The organism is Pedobacter sp. JY14-1, from assembly GCF_029269825.1.
Lineage (GTDB): Bacteria > Bacteroidota > Bacteroidia > Sphingobacteriales > Sphingobacteriaceae > Pedobacter.
Map to the genome: position 1 here is coordinate 830,753 of NZ_JARJHU010000003.1, position 18,811 is coordinate 849,563.

The following is an 18,811-nucleotide window of genomic DNA, read 5'->3' on the forward strand; positions in this document are numbered from 1 at the left end:
ATGAAAATTACTGTTCAATCGATCCATTTCAATGCGGACCGCAAGTTGTTAGATTTCATTCAGAAGAAAGTTGATAAGCTTGACTTGTTTTTCGACCAGATCATTAATGGGGAAGTTTACCTGAAACTTGAAAATGTAGAGGATGAGGCGAATAAGATCAGTGAGATCAAGCTGATGGTTCCAGGTGGTACGATGTTCGCAAAGGAGCAATGTAAGTCGTTTGAAGAAGCCACGGATCTGGCTATTGAGTCACTGAGAAAGCAGATTACTAAACATAAGGATAAAACCAGGTTAAAATTAAGCGAGCATAAGGCGATTTTAATGGGAAATGAAGTGTCTGATTATTAGACAGATATTTTTAATGTAGTTTAAAATGAATTGGCAGAGCTAAAATCTGCCAATTTTTTTTGAAAATAATTTTGCACGGAAATATTAATCTTGTAGATTTGCATTCCATTTCAGAGAGGGCGTTGATCCGGAAATGAAACGGAAAGTTCTATGAAAGATGAAATATTATAAAATACTGGCTTAAAACAGCATTAGTATAATATAAGCCTCCTTAGCTCAGCTGGTAGAGCAACTGACTTGTAATCAGTAGGTCATTGGTTCGATCCCGATAGGAGGCTCTTTTTTTGGGGAGATACCAGAGCGGCCAAATGGGACAGACTGTAACTCTGTTGTCGTAAGACTTCGAAGGTTCGAATCCTTCTCTCCCCACTAAAAGAAAGCGGAAGTAGCTCAGTTGGTAGAGCGATAGCCTTCCAAGCTATAGGTCGCGAGTTCGAACCTCGTCTTCCGCTCAAAGAAAAGTTGGGCGACCGGCAAAAGTGGCTGGAGATTTTAAAGCCGAAGTAGCTCAGCGGTAGAGCACTTCCTTGGTAAGGAAGAGGTCGTGGGTTCAAGTCCCATCTTTGGCTCAAGTAACAAAACTTTGTTGAGTCTGAGTAATGTCAGAATGAACAAGGTTTTTTGTGTTGAAATTGTTTGAAAACAATAAATAAAAAATAAAAAAGTTAACCTACTAATAAGTATAAAAACATGGCAAAAGAAAAGTTTGACCGCAGTAAACCGCACTTGAACATCGGTACAATCGGTCACGTTGACCACGGTAAAACAACCTTGACAGCAGCAATTACAAAAGTTCTGTCTGATGCAGGTTTGTCTGAGGCACGTTCATTTGATTCAATTGACTCTGCTCCGGAGGAAAAAGAAAGGGGTATTACGATCAATACTGCGCACGTTGAATATTCAACTGCAAACCGTCACTATGCGCACGTTGACTGTCCAGGTCACGCTGACTATGTGAAAAACATGGTTACCGGTGCTGCCCAGATGGACGGAGCGATCATCGTGGTTGCTGCTACTGATGGTCCGATGCCACAGACCCGCGAGCACATCCTGCTTGCCCGTCAGGTAGGTGTACCTTCATTGGTTGTATTCATGAACAAAGTGGATATGGTTGATGACCCTGAACTGCTTGAACTTGTTGAAATGGAAGTTCGTGAACTGTTATCGTTCTATGAATTCCCTGGAGATGATATTCCTGTAATCCAAGGATCTGCACTGGGTGGCCTGAATGGTGAGCCTAAGTGGGTTGAAAAGATTATGGAGCTGATGGCTGCTGTAGATAGCTACATTCCGATTCCTCCACGTTTGACTGATCTTCCTTTCCTGATGCCGGTAGAAGATGTATTCTCGATCACTGGTCGTGGTACTGTGGCAACCGGACGTATCGAGCGTGGTCAGATCAACACTGGTGACCCTGTAGAAATCCTGGGTATGGGTGCTGAAAACCTGAAATCTACTGTTACAGGTGTGGAAATGTTCCGTAAGATCCTTGATTATGGTGAAGCTGGTGATAACGTAGGTCTGTTGTTACGTGGTATTGAAAAAACTGATATCCGTCGCGGTATGGTTATCTGCAAACCAGGTTCAGTAACTCCTCACACTGATTTCAAAGCTGAGATCTATGTGTTGTCAAAAGCAGAAGGCGGACGTCACACTCCATTCTTCAACAAATATCGTCCTCAGTTCTATTTCCGTACTACTGACGTAACTGGTGAGATTTCACTGGCAGAAGGTACTGAAATGGTTATGCCTGGTGATAACGTTACGATCACCGTGAAGCTGATCAACGCTATCGCGATGGAAAAAGGTCTGCGTTTCGCTATCCGTGAAGGTGGTAGAACAGTAGGTGCAGGTCAGGTGACTGAAATTTTGAAATAGTTTTTTGATAGCTTAGGCTACCAGAAAATTGAAGAATAAGAAACAAAGTACTTAGGTTTTACTTAAGTACTTTGTTCTGAAACACGGGAATAGTTCAATGGTAGAATAGAGGTCTCCAAAACCTTTGATCAGGGTTCGAATCCTTGTTCCCGTGCAAATAAATAATTATGGCTAGAGTTGTTCAGTTTTTTAAAGAGTCGTACGAAGAAATGACCCAGAAGGTAACCTGGCCTACCTGGGGTGAGTTGCAAAATTCGGCCGTGCTCGTTCTTGTAGCCTCCCTGATCATTGCCTGTGTTATATTTGCAATGGACAAAGGGTCTACTCTTGTATTGGATACGTTTTACAAATCACTTTCTAATTAATATATATAGCTAAATGAACGATCAGTTGAAATGGTATGTAGTCAGAGCTGTTAGCGGTAAAGAGAAGAAAGTAAAGCAGTACATTGATGCTGAAATCAGCCGTTTAGGGGTCACTCATTTGGTGCCTCAGGTACTGATTCCTATGGAGAAGTATTACCAGATGAAGGATGGTAAGAAGATTGCCAAGGAACGTAACTATTATCCTGGCTATGTTTTGATCGAAGCCATTCTGGACGGAGAGTTAGAACACGTAATCAAGAATATTAATAGTGTTATCGGCTTTTTGGGTGACAAGGGAGGTAACCCTGTTCCAATGCGCCAGGCAGAAGTTAACAGGATACTAGGTAAAGTTGATGAAATGAGTCAGCAAAGCGAGACCATGAACATTGCTTATTACGTTGGAGAGAATGTGAAGGTAATGGATGGACCATTCAATGGCTTTACTGGTGTGATTGAGGAGGTTAACGAAGAGAAAAAGAAATTAAAAGTTATGGTTAAGATTTTTGGTAGGAAAACCCCTCTGGAGCTTAATTATATGCAAGTTGAAAAAGAGTAGTAAGCTACTATAAAGACCTTAAGTGTTACATTGCTTCCACATTTAACATTGAGTTTTACAAATTAACAGAAACAGAAAATGGCAAAAGAAGTCAGTGCGCTTGTTAAGTTACAGGTTAAGGGCGGTGCTGCAAACCCATCTCCACCAGTTGGACCCGCATTGGGTGCAAAGGGTGTGAACATTATGGAGTTTTGTAAGCAGTTCAATGCCCGTACCCAGGATAAGCCAGGTAAAGTGTTACCAGTTGTAATTACTGTGTATGCTGACAAGTCGTTTGAGTTCATCATCAAAACCCCTCCTGTAGCCATCCAATTAAAGGATGCCACAAAGCTGCAGAGCGGGTCTGCTGAGCCTAACCGTAAGAAAGTTGGTTCGGTAACCTGGGATCAGGTTAAGGCTATTGCTGAAGATAAGATGACTGACCTTAACGCTTTCACTATTGAGTCGGCGATGAGTATGGTTGCCGGTACAGCACGCAGTATGGGAATCACCGTTACCGGTGATGCGCCCTGGACTAATTAATTAACTAATAACAGTTTACAACAGTGGCTAAATTAACAAAAAACCAAAAGAAGGCACATGCTAAACTAGAAGCCGGTAAGGTGTATACCCTTAAGGATGCATCTGCGTTGGTTAAGGAGATCACCACTACTAAGTTTGATGCTTCGGTTGACATAGATGTCAGCCTTGGTGTTGATCCGCGTAAAGCGAACCAAATGGTACGTGGTATCGCAACCTTACCTCACGGAACCGGAAAGACTGTCCGCGTTTTAGTGCTCTGTACTCCTGATAAGGAGGAAGAAGCTAAGGCTGCCGGTGCAGATTTTGTAGGTCTGGATGAGTATGTAGCCAAGATTGAAGGCGGATGGACTGATGTTGACATTATTATCACTACTCCAGCTTGTATGGCGAAGGTAGGTAAGCTGGGCCGTGTTTTAGGTCCGCGTAACCTGATGCCTAACCCTAAGTCGGGTACTGTAACCAATGAAGTTGGTAAAGCGGTAACTGATGTAAAAGGTGGTAAGATCGATTTTAAAGTTGACAAAACAGGAATCATTCACGCTTCGATAGGAAAAGTATCGTTCCCTGCCGAGAAGATTTACGAGAATGCACTTGAAGTACTTCAGGTAATTTCTAAGCTTAAGCCTTCTGCAGCAAAAGGAACTTATTTCAAGAGCATTCACGTTTCCTCTACAATGAGCCCGGGAATTGCTATCGAAACTAAATCAGTAGCGGGGATTTAATTTATGAACAGAGAAGAAAAACACGTATTGGTTTCTGATCTTCAGGGTAAGATGCAGGAATATGGCAATTTCTATATTGCAGATACCTCTAGCTTGTCTGTTGAGAAGGTAAATATGATCCGCCGTAAGTGCTTTGAAGCAGGAATTGAAATGCAGGTAGCTAAGAACACTTTGATCAAAAAGGCGATCGAAGGATTAGATGGCGATGCATCGGATATCTTTGTTGCGCTTAAAGGTCAGTCGGCTTTACTTTTTTCAAATGTAGGTAATGGTCCGGCAAAACTGATCAAGGCTTTGAGAAAGGGCTCTGACAAGCCTGTATTGAAAGCAGCTTATATTGATTCAACAGTATTTATTGGTGACAACCAGCTGGATACTTTGGTAAGCCTGAAATCAAGGGAAGAACTTATCGGAGAGATTATCGGCTTGTTGCAATCGCCTGCTAAGAATGTTATTTCCGCACTTAAATCTGGTGGAAATACAATTGCAGGTTTAGTAAAAACTCTCCAGGAGAGAGAAGGTTAGGAGCTTCCTTAGATAAAGTTCATATTAATTAATATAATAAGTAAATTTTAAAAATCTATAAAAATGGCAGATTTGAAAGCGTTTGCTGAGCAATTGGTAAACTTGACAGTTAAAGAAGTTAATGAACTCGCTCAAATTTTGAAGGACGAGTATGGTATTGAGCCTGCTGCTGCGGCAGTGGCTGTTGCTGCTCCTGCTGCTGGTGCTGATGCTCCTGCAGCTGAAGAGAAAACAACTTTCGATGTAATTCTTAAAGAAGCTGGTGGTCAGAAATTGGCAGTTGTTAAACTGGTAAAAGACCTTACTGGCCTTGGACTGAAAGAAGCTAAAGACTTGGTAGACGGCGCTCCTAAAGAGTTGAAAGCTGGTGTAGCTAAGGATGAAGCTGAAGCTTTGAAGAAACAACTTGAAGAAGCTGGAGCTGTAGTTGAGATTAAGTAATCACTTAATTTTAATATCACTTTAACATAGACTCCGACTACATAGTCGGAGTCTATACCTGTTTATAAACTTTTCATTTTGTTTGGTTGATGAAAAGTGAATATTGGCTAACCAAACAAATAGTTTATTCTTAAAGTAATTTAACTTTAGTCCATTGGCAAATAAAGTCGACCAAAGAGTAAATTTTGCACGTAGTAAGCACGTCATAGACTATCCAGATTTTCTGGACGTGCAGTTGCAATCATTCAAAGAATTTTTCCAGATTGAAACCACTTCTGACAATCGTCATACTGAAGGGTTATTCAAGGTATTTGCGGAAAATTTCCCGATCACAGATTCCAGGAACATCTTTGTTCTGGAATTCCTTGATTATTTTATAGACCCACCGCGTTATGATATCGCAGAGTGTATTGACAGGGGGCTAACTTACAGTGTTCCGCTGAAGGCGAAGCTGAAGCTTTCCTGTAATGATGCGGAACATGAGGATTTCGAAACGATCATTCAGGATGTTTATCTGGGGACAATTCCCTATATGACTCCGAAGGGTACTTTTGTGATCAATGGTGCAGAGCGTGTCATCGTTTCGCAGCTTCACAGGTCGCCAGGGGTGTTTTTCGGTCAGAGCCGCCACACCAATGGTACTAAACTTTATTCTGCCCGTGTAATTCCGTTTAAGGGATCATGGATCGAGTTTGCTACTGACGTTAACAACGTCATGTATGCTTACATCGACCGTAAGAAGAAATTCCCTGTAACTACATTACTGCGTGCGATCGGATATGATTCAGATAAAGATATTCTTGAATTATTCGATCTTGCTGACGAAGTAAAGGTCAGCAAATCAGGTCTGAAGAAATATATTGGCCGGAAGCTTGCTGCAAGGGTGTTGCGCAAGTGGGTTGAAGATTTTGTTGACGAGGATACCGGTGAGGTGGTATCTATAGACCGTAACGAAGTGATCCTGGACAGGGATACAATTTTAGAAGATGACCATATCGATATGATCATTGATGCTGGCGTAAAGACCATTATTCTTTCTAAAGATGATGGTGCCAGTCAGGCTGATTATACGATTATCTATAATACTTTACAGAAAGATACTTCTAATTCTGAAAAGGAAGCTGTGGAAAACATCTATCGTGCGCTGCGTAACGCGGAACCACCTGATGAAGAAACAGCAAGGGGTATTATTGAGCGTTTGTTCTTCTCTGACAAACGTTATGATCTGGGCGATGTAGGGCGTTACCGCATCAACCGCAAACTGAAGATGGATACTCCTGACGATGTTAAGGTGCTCACTAAGGATGACATCATTGCGATTGTCAAGTATCTGATCAAACTGATCAATTCCAAGGAAGAAGTAGACGACATTGACCACTTGTCAAATCGTCGTGTGCGTACCGTTGGCGAACAGTTGTATGCGCAGTTCGGCGTAGGTCTGGCCCGCATGGCCCGTACCATCCGTGAGCGTATGAACATCCGTGACAACGAGGTATTCACGCCTACCGATCTGATTAATGCACGTACGCTGTCGTCTGTGATCAATTCATTCTTTGGTACAAACCAGCTTTCGCAGTTCATGGACCAGACCAACCCGCTGGCAGAGATCACGCACAAGCGTCGTCTTTCGGCCCTTGGGCCAGGCGGTCTGTCGCGTGAGCGTGCAGGTTTTGAGGTACGTGACGTGCACTATACGCATTATGGCCGTTTATGTACTATTGAGACACCTGAGGGACCGAACATCGGTCTGATTTCGTCACTTTGCGTTCACGCTAAGATCAATAATCTCGGTTTCATCGAGACGCCGTATAAGCGGGTTGACAACGGTGTAGTTGCTGTTGATGAACCGGTAATTTATCTTTCTGCTGAGGATGAAGATGGCAAGACTATCGCACAGGCCAACGCTGAATATGACGACAAGGGTAATTTCGTAACTCCTCGTGTAAAAGCCCGTTATGAAGGTGACTTCCCGATCATTGAGCCTGAGAAACTCGATCTGATGGATATTGCCCCTAACCAGATTACTTCAATTGCGGCTTCTCTGATCCCGTTTTTGGAACATGACGATGCGAACAGGGCGTTGATGGGATCGAACATGCAGCGCCAGGCAGTGCCATTATTGCGTCCTGAGGCACCAGTTGTTGGTACTGGCCTTGAAGGAAGGGTAGCGCGTGACTCCAGAACGCTGATCAATGCCGAAGGTGCGGGCGTGGTGGAATACGTTGATGCAAACGAAATTACGATAAGATACGAAAGAAATGATAATGATCGTCTCGTGTCGTTTGAGGGTGATAGTAAGACCTATAAGCTGACTAAGTTTAAGAAGACCAATCAGAATACATGTATCAACCTGAAGCCGATCGTTAAGAAAGGCCAAAAGGTAGTTAAAGGACAGGTGCTTTGCGAGGGTTATGCGACTGAGAACGGTGAGCTTGCGCTTGGAAGGAACCTGAAGGTGGCGTTCATGCCTTGGCAGGGATATAACTTTGAGGATGCGATCGTAATCAACGAACGTATCGTGCGAGAAGATATCTTTACTTCACTGCATATCGAAGAGTTTGAACTGGAGGTAAGGGATACCAAACGCGGTGAAGAGGAACTTACACCGGATATTCCCAACGTTTCTGAAGAAGCTACTAAAGACCTGGATGACAATGGTATCATCCGTATAGGTGCCGAGGTAAAAGAAGGAGATATCCTGATCGGTAAGATCACCCCTAAAGGTGAATCGGACCCTTCACCTGAAGAAAAGCTGCTCCGCGCGATCTTTGGTGACAAAGCTGGTGATGTGAAGGATGCTTCGCTGAAAACGCCTCCTTCGATCAAAGGGGTGGTGATTGATACCAAGCTGTTCTCAAGGGCCAAGAAAACAACCAAGGCGGAAGAGAAATCGGCCATTGACAAACTCGATAAGAAGTATGAGATCGCGATGACGAACCTCAAGGCTGAGCTTGTTGACAAATTGTTCCTGATTGTGAATGGCAAGACTTCACAGGGTGTTTACAATGTCTATAAGGAGCTCTTGTTCCCTAAAGGCGCCAAGTTTACCCAGAAAAGCCTGGCCGAACTGGATTATGCCCATATCAACCCATACAAGTGGACTACCGATGACGACAAGAACGAGCAGATCAAAATGTTGCTCCATAACTACGGCATCCGTGTGAACGAAGAACTTGGTGCTTATAAGCGCGATAAATTTGCGATTAGCGTAGGTGATGAACTTCCTTCAGGTATAGTGCAGATGGCGAAAGTTTACGTAGCTAAAAAGCGTAAGCTAAAAGTAGGTGACAAGATGGCGGGCCGTCACGGTAATAAGGGTATTGTTGCCCGTATCGTACGTGATGAGGATATGCCGTTCCTGGATGACGGTACGCCTGTAGATATTGTACTGAACCCTCTTGGCGTACCATCGCGTATGAACCTTGGGCAGATTTACGAAACAGTATTGGGCTGGGCAGGTAAGGAACTTGGTGTTAAGTTTGCTACTCCGATCTTCGACGGCGCTAAGCATGATGAAGTAGAGGAATGGATTGCGAAGGCTGGCCTGCCGGCTTCGGGAAGAACTTATCTGAACAACGGTCTGACTGGAGAGAAATTTGATCAGCCGACTACTGTTGGTATCATCTACATGTTGAAACTGGGACATATGGTTGATGATAAGATGCACGCGCGTTCTATCGGGCCATATTCACTGATTACTCAGCAACCATTAGGTGGTAAAGCACAATTCGGCGGACAACGTTTCGGTGAGATGGAGGTTTGGGCACTGGAAGCATTCGGAGCAGCCAATATCCTTCAAGAGATTCTGACTGTGAAGTCTGATGATGTAATCGGAAGGGCGAAAACTTACGAGGCGATTGTTAAAGGTGAGAACCTGCCTACACCTGGTGTACCTGAATCATTCAATGTACTGGTACATGAGTTACGCGGATTAGGTTTGGACATTACGTTAGATTAACGTAGAAAACACAAAAGAGCTATGTCTTATAAAAAGGATAATAAATTAAAAAGCAATTTCACTTCGATCACTATTAGTCTGGCATCGCCAGAGGCTATTTTGGAACGTTCGAGTGGAGAGGTGTTGAAACCCGAGACCATTAATTACCGTACTTACAAACCTGAGCGTGATGGCTTGTTCTGTGAGCGGATTTTTGGACCGGTAAAGGACTATGAATGCCATTGCGGTAAGTACAAACGTATACGCTACAAAGGGATTGTCTGCGACCGTTGTGGTGTAGAAGTAACTGAGAAAAAGGTACGCCGTGAGCGTATGGGCCACATCAATCTTGTGGTGCCTGTTGCGCATATCTGGTACTTCCGCTCGTTGCCTAATAAAATTGGGTACTTACTGGGGCTTCCTACGAAGCGTCTTGACCTGATCATCTACTATGAGCGTTATGTGGTGATCCAACCTGGTCTTATGGCTGAGGAGGGAATTCAGTTTATGGATTTCCTGACAGAGGAAGAGTATCTGGATATTCTGGATAAGTTGCCTAAGGAAAACCAATACCTTGACGACAAGGATCCTAACAAATTTGTGGCGAAGATGGGTGCCGAGGCGCTTGAAGATCTTCTGAAACGTATAGATCTGGATACCTTATCTTATAACTTACGCCATCAAGCGGCTAATGAGACTTCGCAGCAGCGTAAAAATGAGGCATTGAAACGCCTTCAGGTTGTAGAGGCGTTTAGGGGTTCCCAATCACGGATTGAGAATAACCCGGAGTGGATGATCATTAAGATCGTTCCTGTGATCCCGCCTGAACTGCGACCGTTGGTTCCATTGGAAGGTGGCCGTTTCGCTACTTCCGACTTGAACGATCTCTACCGTCGTGTGATTATACGTAATAACCGTTTAAAGCGTCTGATTGAGATCAAGGCGCCTGAGGTCATCCTGCGCAATGAAAAACGTATGCTTCAGGAGGCCGTAGACTCTTTATTCGATAACTCACGTAAAGTGAACGCAGTAAAAACTGAGGGTAACCGGGCATTGAAATCCCTTTCAGATATTCTGAAAGGAAAGCAGGGCCGCTTCCGTCAGAACTTATTGGGTAAACGTGTGGATTATTCAGCGCGTTCGGTCATTGTCGTTGGTCCAAACCTGAAACTACATGAATGCGGTTTGCCTAAGGATATGGCAGCTGAATTATACAAACCTTTCATTATTCGTAAAATGATCGAAAGGGGAGTGGTGAAAACCGTAAAATCAGCGAAGAAGATCGTTGACAGGAAGGATCCGCTGGTGTGGGATATCTTGGAGAATGTACTGAAGGGACATCCGGTATTGCTAAACCGGGCACCTACGCTACATAGGTTGGGTATTCAGGCATTCCAGCCTAAATTGGTAGAAGGTAAGGCAATTCAGCTGCACCCATTGGTATGTACAGCATTCAACGCCGACTTTGATGGTGACCAGATGGCGGTGCATTTGCCGTTGGGCAACGCTGCAATTCTTGAGGCACAGGTACTGATGCTGGCAGCTCATAACATCTTGAACCCTGCAAACGGCACGCCGATTACAGTTCCTTCCCAGGATATGGTTCTTGGCCTTTATTATATTACTAAAGGCCGCAGAACTGATGCACAGCGAGTTATGAAAGGTCAGGATGCTGTATTCTATTCGCCGGAGGAGGTGATCATTGCTTATAATGAGAAAAAAGTAGACCTGCATTCATTCATCAAAGTGAAGGTGAATGTGAAGGACGAGAGCGGAAATATTGTAAACAAACTGACTGAGACTACTGTTGGAAGGGTATTGTTCAATCAGGTAGTTCCGGAAGAAGTAGGTTACATCAACGAGTTGCTGACCAAGAAATCTTTAAGAGACATTATTGGTGAAGTAGTGAAGATCACAGGTATGGCGCGTGCTGCTAAATTCCTGGACGACATTAAAGAGCTTGGTTTCCAGATGGCGTTCCGTGGAGGGCTATCATTCAACTTACAGGATGTGAACATTCCTGTAGAGAAACATGCGCTGCTTGAACAGGCCTCTGCAGAGGTTGAAGAGGTAAGGAATAACTATAATATGGGATTCATTACCAACAATGAACGTTATAACCAGATTATTGATATCTGGACTCGTATCAACAACCGTTTGACATCACATGTAATGAATCAGTTGTCTAGTGACAACCAAGGCTTCAACTCTGTGTATATGATGCTCGATTCGGGTGCCCGTGGTTCTAAGGAGCAGATTCGTCAGCTTTGCGGAATGAGGGGACTGATGGCCAAGCCTCAGAAATCTGGCTCGGGAGGTGAGATTATTGAGAACCCGATCCTTTCCAACTTTAAGGAGGGCTTATCGGTACTTGAATACTTTATTTCTACGCACGGTGCCCGTAAGGGTCTTGCGGATACGGCGCTGAAAACGGCTGATGCCGGTTACCTGACCCGTCGTTTGCATGATGTTGCACAGGATATGATCGTAAATGCCGAGGATTGTGGTACACTGAGAGGTATGTATACTACAGCGCTGAAAGATAATGAAGACATCGTTGAGCCTTTGTATGACAGGATACTTGGTCGTATTTCGTTACATGATGTATTCAATCCATTGGATGGTTCGTTGTTGGTAGCTGCCGGACAGGATATTGACGAGGATATTGCAAGGGCAATAGAGGAATCGCCACTTGAAGGTATTGAAATTCGTTCCGTATTAACCTGCGAAAACGAGCGTGGTGTTTGCGCGCTTTGTTACGGACGTAACCTTGCTACAGGTAAACGTGTTCAGCGAGGTGAAGCTGTGGGTGTAATTGCTGCTCAGTCTATCGGTGAACCTGGAACTCAGTTGACACTCCGTACCTTCCACGTAGGTGGTACTGCATCTAACATCGCAGCTGAATCACAAATCACGGCTAAGTTTGATGGTGTGATAGAGTTTGAAAATGTTCGTACTGTAGAAACCAAAACTGAAGAGGGTAATGTCCAGATCGTACTCGGACGTTCCGGAGAATTCAGGATCGTTGAACCTGGAACAGGTAAAGTGATCATGACCAATAACATTCCTTACGGCTCGTTCCTGTTTGTGGAGGAGGGTGCTAAGGTGACCAAAGGCGAGAAGATCTGTTCATGGGATCCTTATAACGCGGTCATCATCTCCGAATTTGCAGGTAAGATTGAGTTTGATGCTATTGTTGAAGGTGTTACTTACCGGGAAGAGTCTGACGAACAAACTGGACACCGCGAGAAAGTGATTATCGACACACGTGATAAGACTAAAAACCCATCGGTAAAGGTCGTAGATAAGAAAGGTGATCTGATCAGGAATTATAATATTCCTGTAGGTGCGCACATTGCAGTTGATGAAGGCGAGAATGTCCAACCTGGACAAATCCTGGTGAAGATTCCTCGTGCTACTGGTAAAACAAGGGATATTACGGGTGGTCTGCCGCGTGTAACAGAGCTTTTTGAAGCACGTAATCCATCTAACCCAGCTGTTGTAACTGAAATCGACGGTGTTGTTAGCCTCGGAGGCGTGAAACGTGGTAACCGTGAGATCACTATTGAATCTAAAGACGGAGAAGTTAAGAAGTACCTCGTGCCGCTTTCCAAGCATATCCTGGTTCAGGACAATGACTTTGTGAAGGCAGGTATGCCGTTATCCGATGGATCTATATCTCCCGCAGATATCCTTGCAATCAAAGGGCCTGCCGCCGTTCAAGAGTACTTGGTTAATGGTATCCAGGAAGTCTATCGTCTGCAAGGGGTGAAGATCAATGACAAGCACTTTGAGGTGATTGTACATCAGATGATGCAAAAAGTACATATTGAGGATCCTGGCGACACCAGCTTCCTTGAGAACAACTCTGTAGACCGTTGGGACTTCATGTCGGAAAATGACGAGATTTATGATAAAAAGGTTGTTGTTGATGCCGGAGACTCGTCAACCGTTAAGCCTGGTCAGATACTTTCTCTGCGTAAATTGAGAGATGAAAACTCTCAATTGAAGCGTAAAGATCTTAAACAGATCGAGGTACGTGATGCAAGGCCCGCTACGGCAAGTTCTATTCTGCAGGGTATTACCCGTGCTTCACTGGGAACTAAGTCGTTTATTTCTGCGGCATCATTCCAGGAAACCACTAAGGTGCTTAACGAAGCTGCGATTGCCGGCAAACGTGACGAAATGCTGGGATTGAAGGAAAATGTGATCGTTGGTCACCTGATTCCTTCAGGTACTGGTGTTCGCGGCTACGAGCGTATCATTGTGGGTTCACAGGAGGAATACGATAAACTCCTGGCTTCAAAACAGGAAGAAGTAGAAGCTTAGTCAACCTTAATTGATTTTTATTAAGTCCCCCGGTTTTACCGGGGGACTTTTTTTATATTATGCTCTGGGTTTATTGATATTAAGCGTTAGTTTTGTATCATGGAAGAACAAAACAACGACAACCAGCTGAATATTGAGCTTTCTGAAGAGATTGCGGAGGGTATTTTTTCTAATCTTGCAATCATAACGCATTCCAATACTGAATTTGTACTTGATTTTATACGGGTAATGCCAGGAATACCCAAAGCTCGTGTCAAGTCAAGAATTATACTTACCCCTGAGCATGCAAAACGATTACTAGGCGCCTTAAATGATAATATAGAAAAATTCGAGGCGCTAAATGGGAGGATCAAGAGCCAGGAGGATTCTCCGGCTTTTCCGATAAATTTTGGTGGTCCTACAGCCCAGGCTTAAAAGACTTAACCGATTGCCGGATATATTCTATAATCTCCGGTAGTTGTTCAGGTTCAAACCATTTCGTGGCATCGTCCCTTCTAAACCAGGTGAGTTGTCGTTTTGCAAACCTTCTGGTATTTTGTTTGATCTTATCAACAGCTGATGCTAAAGTTGTTTTATCTTCAAGATAATCAAATAGTTCGGAATATCCGACGGTTTTCAATGCATTCAGGTGCTGGTAAGGTTGTAATGAACGGACTTCTTCAAGCAGACCGGCCTGCATCATCAAATCTACGCGTGTATTGATACGTTCGTATAACTTATTCCGATCAGTATTCAGTGCAATTTTAACAATATTAAAAGGCCTCTCTTTAACCTGTTTAGTATGAAATGATGATAGTCTGCTCCCCGTAGATAAAAAAAATTCAAGTCCTCTGATCATTCGTTGCGGGTTCGACTGGTCTGTTTTATTAAAATATTCGGGATCACGGATACGAAGCTGCTCCCTGATATGCGTTATTCCTTCCCGTTCAAACTGCTCATTCAATTGTTTTCTTATCGTTAAGTCTGTTTGGGGTAATTCATCCAGACCTTTGCATACTGCATCCAGATATAAGCCCGAACCTCCCACCATGATCAGCAAATCCTTTTTTGTAAAAAGCTCCTGGATTAAAGTCAGGGCTTCAACCTCGAAATCACCAGTGCTGAAAAGTGTTGAAATGCTATGTGAGTTTATGAAATAATGCTTTACTTCCGCCAACTCTTCCTTCGATGGTTTTGCCGTCCCGATTTCCATTTCCCTGAAAAATTGCCTGGAGTCTGCAGAAATAATCTCTGTTGAGAAGAATTTGGCAAGTTGTATAGCAAGGGCTGTTTTGCCTATTGCAGTAGGGCCTGCAACAACAATAAGGGTTTTTCCGGGCACCATGACCAGGAATTAGTAGTCGTCTTCCTTATTATAACCGCCGCCGTCTTCTTCTTCGTAATTTTCATTATCAGAAAACTCATCAGGACCGTCATCTTCTTGCTCGTCATGATGATCGTCTTCTATTACATCTGTATTGATCCCTCTACCTCCCATCGCTTCAAGCTCTTCGGTATCTTCCGGAACGAAGTCCATTTCATTCAGGAAATCAAAGTCGGAAGATGAACTTTGTGTCGAAGCTACTGCGAATGAGCCTAAGTTATTCTTTTCAATGATTTTTGGGGCCTCCCCAACGCTCTTGACTAGAAATGGGTATTCAATATTGGGGTCAGTTTCGAGTATAATCCTGATCAGTTCCACATGGAAATCAAAGGGACGGTCGAAATTGTAGGTATAATAAAATTTCTGATGGGGATCTTCAATAAAGCTACTTAATTTGGATTTTTCCATCATAGCTACGCCACGATCTGCTTTTCGCTGAGTGGGCAAATATGCAATCTCGTCGCCTTTGATCCAATTATCTGTACTTACGTAGAAAGAAGAAGATTTTTCGGCAGAATATCCTGTAGAGCGGTGTATTGCCTTATGCAGGTCCTCAAAAGTCTGGTTTGATTTGATATCAATTTCCCTGACAACTTCGTCAAAATCTTCGAAACTTATCTTAAATCTGTAAATGGCCATCTGAGCTTTTTTTCTGGCTGTAAAAATAAAAAATTAAACGTGATTTTTGTAATCTGGTCAGAGGCCCGCAGGGACGAGGCCCAGCTCTTTACCTTTGTTAAGCATAAATGCTTGTGCTTCCTCATAATTGTTTGCAATTTCACCTTCCAGAATTGCCTCCCTGATGGCGTTTTTTATAATGCCAACCTCTTTCCCTGCAGGCAGGCCAAATGCCTTCATGATGTCATCACCTGTTACCGGCGGCTGCCAGTTACGGATTTTGTCCCGTTCCTCAACATCCTTAAGCTTCTGCTTAACCAATTCAAAATTGTTCCGGTATTTTCGGATTTTATATTCATTCTTTGTAGTCACATCGGCGTTGCAAAGAAGCATCAGGCTTTCAATGTCCTCACCGGCGTCAAATAGCAGCCGTCTTACTGCCGAATCTGTAACCACCTCCTGGGCAAGCACAATCGGCCGAAGGTGAAGTTGTACCAGCTTTTGCACAAATTTCATCTTTTCATTCAATGGGAGTTTCAACTGCGCAAAAATACCGGGCACCATGCGGGCTCCCTTATCCTCATGTCCATGAAAAGTCCATCCATGTCCTTCTTCGAAACGTTTGGTGGCAGGTTTTGCAATATCGTGTAAAATCGCTGCCCAGCGAAGCCATAGGTCGTCTGTAACTTTACATATGTTGTCAAGTACCTGTAGCGTGTGATAGAAGTTATCTTTATGGCCCTTGCCGTGGACGATGTCCACTCCGTGTAGTGCGGCCATTTGAGGAAAGATCAATTTTAACAATCCGGTATCAAACAAATATCTGAAGCCAATTGAAGGTTTAGGAGAGAGGATAATCTTATTCAGCTCATCGGTAATCCTCTCCTTAGACACAATTCCAATCCTTTCCTTCTGTGTATCGATTGCTTTCATGGCATTGGTATCAATGCTGAAATCAAGCTGTGCAGCAAAGCGTATTGCACGCATCATGCGAAGCGGATCGTCCGAAAAGGTGACTGACGGATTCAACGGTGTACGGATCAGTTGGTGTTTCAGGTCTTCTAGTCCGTTAAAGGGATCAACCATTGCCCCATAATTCTCTGCATTCAAAGAAATAGCTAATGCATTTATGGTAAAATCACGACGTAACTGGTCGTCCCGTATGGTACCATCTTCTACAATGGGTTTGCGTGAATTTGCCCGGTAGGATTCCTTACGGGCACCTACAAATTCAATTTCCAGGTCCTGATACCTGAGCATAGCAGTGCCAAAGTTCTTAAATACCGATACTTTGGTTCGTAACTGTTCGCCAACGAGTTCTGCAAAAGCAATGCCGTTACCCAATACTACAACATCAATATCTTTTGATGGCCTTTTGAGGAATATATCACGTACGTAGCCTCCGATCACATAAATTTCAATGTTATTCGCATGTGCGATATCGGCAAGAATCTTAAAAACAGAGTGTTGTAGATGTTTTTCCATTTGCTGAACTGCAAAAGTAGCAAATCTTACTTTCTAATAAAGGAAAATTGCCCTCCGGGAGCCAACTTCATAATGGTCGAAGGTTGTTTCCTTACGGTAAGTTCCTGCTCCCAGTCTACCACATAGTCTACCGCATCTATAATTTCCCGGCTGATTTCTCCAAAAAAGGCCGGTGATGGCGCGCCCGATTTATTGGCGGAAGTAGAAGTAATGGGTTTGCGGAGACGTTGCACCAGCTGGCTGCAAAAATCGTGTCTTACCACACGTATTCCTACACTGCCGTCTGTATTGATTACATTGGATGCCAGATTCTTTGCACCTGGAAAGATTAATGTCAACGGCTTTTCTGCATATTCTATAAGGTCATAAGCTACATCTGGTATTTCAGAAACATAAGAAGGCAGACGTGCCTCTGAATCCAGCAGCACAATGAAACTCTTGTCTTCACTGCGGCCCTTAATTTCATTGATCTTAGCTGCTGCTGCTTCATTCGTCGCGTCACAGCCCAAACCCCAGATGGTATCTGTCGGGTAAAGAATCACGCCTCCGTTTTTTAATACCTCCAGTGCCTTTTCAATCTCAGTTTTCAGCATGTCATTTAATTTTTTCTGGTCGAAACCACGGTAGTATAGACCGTCATCATTTGTGAGCTTAATGCATTGTCGTTAAAACGCTGTACATAATGCAACCCCTTTTCCCGCATTTCCGCAGCTTTTTCAGGAGCAGATAAAATACTGTTAACTGCCTTGGCAAAGCCATCGTGGTCATCCGGATCCACATAAAGGCTTGAAGGCCCTCCCGCCTCCTCCAGGCAGGAGCCTGTGGCAGCAACTACCGGAACACCAGAATACAAAGCCTCGATCACGGGTATGCCAAAGCCCTCAAAAACGGAAGGATAAATAAAAACGGCAGCCATTTGATAAATTACAGGCAAGTCCTCAAAGGATACATTACGCAGGAAGCGTATTCTGTCTTTCAATCCGATTTTTGCTATTTCCCGTTTCACCAGTTCCGCATACGGGGTTTCCCTTCCGATAACGATCAGTGGATAAGCAGTGTCGATCCGTGGCAATGCCCTGATCAGCGTTAAGAGGTTCTTTCTCGTCTCAATCGTGCCTACATAAAGCAGATACTGTTCAGGAAGTCCCAACCTGGCCCTAACCGACGCTCGTATAGCAACGTTGGCCATCGTCTTAAAGCCATCTTCGCAGCTTTGATAAATCACATCGATCTTACCGGGTTCAATGCCGAAAAAGGAAATAATATCTCTTTTGGTACATTCGCTAATCGCTATGATCTTGTCTGCATGCTTACAGGCATACCTGCATTTCAGCTCGTATATCCAACGACTGATACGGCCAAAGTATTGCGGAAACCGTAAAAAGATCAGGTCATGTACGGTGACTACAGCAGGAATGCCTGCTTCTGAAAGACCGAAAGGAATCTCGTGGCTTAATCCGTGATACAGGTCTATCCGATCCCTGAGTAATTGTTTTTTAATCCCTAAACTGCGCCATAATATTCCTGAGCCCAGGCGGAGCGTTATTCCGGAAGTTCTGATGAACGCTTCGATCTGAGCTGCAACACGCACTTTAGGTGTATAAACGAAATATTGGTTTTGAGGGAAACTGCGGGCCAGCTGAGTAACCAGTGAACGGCTGTAATTCCCCAATCCTGTCAGATTGTTGGCCGCCCGTTTTCCGTCAAAACCAATATTCATAC

16 protein-coding genes and 5 tRNA genes are annotated in these 18,811 nt (G+C 43.8%); 16 read left to right on the forward strand and 5 right to left on the reverse strand.

Going from position 1 to position 18,811, the window contains the following annotated elements; translation table 11 throughout:
* The 16 genes from raiA (at position 1) to P2W84_RS09930 (ending at position 14,037) form a co-directional block, all read left to right on the forward strand.
* Positions 1-348: a ribosome-associated translation inhibitor RaiA gene (gene raiA, locus P2W84_RS09855; protein ID WP_276089947.1), complete on the forward strand. Its 348-nt coding sequence runs from the start codon at positions 1-3 to the stop codon at positions 346-348.
* 205 nt (positions 349-553) lie between these two features.
* A tRNA-Thr gene (locus P2W84_RS09860) sits at positions 554-626 on the forward strand.
* An 8-nt stretch (positions 627-634) separates the two neighbouring features.
* Positions 635-717 (forward strand) — tRNA-Tyr (locus tag P2W84_RS09865).
* Positions 718-727: 10 nt separating this feature from the next.
* Positions 728-800: transfer RNA gene (locus tag P2W84_RS09870), tRNA-Gly, on the forward strand.
* Positions 801-845: 45 nt separating this feature from the next.
* A tRNA-Thr gene (locus P2W84_RS09875) sits at positions 846-917 on the forward strand.
* Positions 918-1,038: 121 nt separating this feature from the next.
* On the forward strand, positions 1,039-2,226 hold the full coding sequence (gene tuf / locus P2W84_RS09880; RefSeq protein ID WP_276089948.1) for an elongation factor Tu: 1,188 nt from the start codon (positions 1,039-1,041) through the stop codon (positions 2,224-2,226).
* Between the two features lie 83 nt (positions 2,227-2,309).
* Positions 2,310-2,380: transfer RNA gene (locus tag P2W84_RS09885), tRNA-Trp, on the forward strand.
* Between the two features lie 13 nt (positions 2,381-2,393).
* Positions 2,394-2,591 (forward strand): preprotein translocase subunit SecE, encoded by a 198-nt coding sequence (secE, locus tag P2W84_RS09890; protein ID WP_276089949.1) that lies wholly within the window; start codon positions 2,394-2,396, stop codon positions 2,589-2,591.
* 13 nt (positions 2,592-2,604) lie between these two features.
* Positions 2,605-3,147, forward strand: coding sequence for a transcription termination/antitermination protein NusG (nusG, locus tag P2W84_RS09895; RefSeq protein ID WP_276089950.1), 543 nt, complete (start codon positions 2,605-2,607; stop codon positions 3,145-3,147).
* Between the two features lie 78 nt (positions 3,148-3,225).
* Positions 3,226-3,669 carry a 50S ribosomal protein L11 gene (rplK, locus tag P2W84_RS09900; protein ID WP_276089951.1) on the forward strand — a complete coding sequence of 148 codons (444 nt, stop codon included), beginning with the start codon at positions 3,226-3,228 and terminating at the stop codon, positions 3,667-3,669.
* A gap of 23 nt (positions 3,670-3,692) precedes the next feature.
* Positions 3,693-4,391: a 50S ribosomal protein L1 gene (rplA, locus tag P2W84_RS09905; RefSeq protein WP_276089952.1), complete on the forward strand. Its 699-nt coding sequence runs from the start codon at positions 3,693-3,695 to the stop codon at positions 4,389-4,391.
* A gap of 3 nt (positions 4,392-4,394) precedes the next feature.
* Positions 4,395-4,916: a 50S ribosomal protein L10 gene (gene rplJ / locus P2W84_RS09910; protein WP_276089953.1), complete on the forward strand. Its 522-nt coding sequence runs from the start codon at positions 4,395-4,397 to the stop codon at positions 4,914-4,916.
* 63 nt (positions 4,917-4,979) lie between these two features.
* Positions 4,980-5,357 (forward strand): 50S ribosomal protein L7/L12, encoded by a 378-nt coding sequence (gene rplL / locus P2W84_RS09915; RefSeq protein WP_276089954.1) that lies wholly within the window; start codon positions 4,980-4,982, stop codon positions 5,355-5,357.
* Positions 5,358-5,511: 154 nt separating this feature from the next.
* Positions 5,512-9,315, forward strand: coding sequence for a DNA-directed RNA polymerase subunit beta (gene rpoB, locus P2W84_RS09920; protein WP_276089955.1), 3,804 nt, complete (start codon positions 5,512-5,514; stop codon positions 9,313-9,315).
* Between the two features lie 21 nt (positions 9,316-9,336).
* A complete protein-coding gene (gene rpoC, locus P2W84_RS09925; protein ID WP_276089956.1) occupies positions 9,337-13,623 on the forward strand; it encodes a DNA-directed RNA polymerase subunit beta' in 4,287 nt (1,428 codons plus the stop codon).
* 99 nt (positions 13,624-13,722) lie between these two features.
* On the forward strand, positions 13,723-14,037 hold the full coding sequence (locus P2W84_RS09930) for a DUF3467 domain-containing protein (RefSeq protein WP_276089957.1): 315 nt from the start codon (positions 13,723-13,725) through the stop codon (positions 14,035-14,037).
* Here the strand turns inward: P2W84_RS09930 and miaA are convergent.
* From miaA to P2W84_RS09955, 5 genes are read right to left on the reverse strand one after another with little or no spacing between them, the layout of a single operon-like run.
* Positions 14,021-14,947, reverse strand: a complete 927-nt coding sequence (miaA, locus tag P2W84_RS09935; RefSeq protein ID WP_276089958.1) for a tRNA (adenosine(37)-N6)-dimethylallyltransferase MiaA — start codon at positions 14,945-14,947, stop codon at positions 14,021-14,023. The genes P2W84_RS09930 and miaA overlap by 17 nt on opposite strands.
* Before the next feature lie 9 nt (positions 14,948-14,956).
* Positions 14,957-15,625 (reverse strand): hypothetical protein, encoded by a 669-nt coding sequence (locus tag P2W84_RS09940; RefSeq protein WP_276089959.1) that lies wholly within the window; start codon positions 15,623-15,625, stop codon positions 14,957-14,959.
* 57 nt (positions 15,626-15,682) lie between these two features.
* Complete coding sequence (locus tag P2W84_RS09945; protein ID WP_276089960.1) at positions 15,683-17,089, reverse strand: HD domain-containing protein; 1,407 nt, start codon at positions 17,087-17,089, stop codon at positions 15,683-15,685.
* Positions 17,090-17,115: 26 nt separating this feature from the next.
* Complete coding sequence (locus tag P2W84_RS09950) at positions 17,116-17,682, reverse strand: L-threonylcarbamoyladenylate synthase (RefSeq protein WP_276089961.1); 567 nt, start codon at positions 17,680-17,682, stop codon at positions 17,116-17,118.
* 5 nt (positions 17,683-17,687) lie between these two features.
* Positions 17,688-18,809, reverse strand: a complete 1,122-nt coding sequence (locus P2W84_RS09955; RefSeq protein WP_276089962.1) for a glycosyltransferase family 1 protein — start codon at positions 18,807-18,809, stop codon at positions 17,688-17,690.
* Between the last annotated feature and the right edge of the window lie 2 nt (positions 18,810-18,811).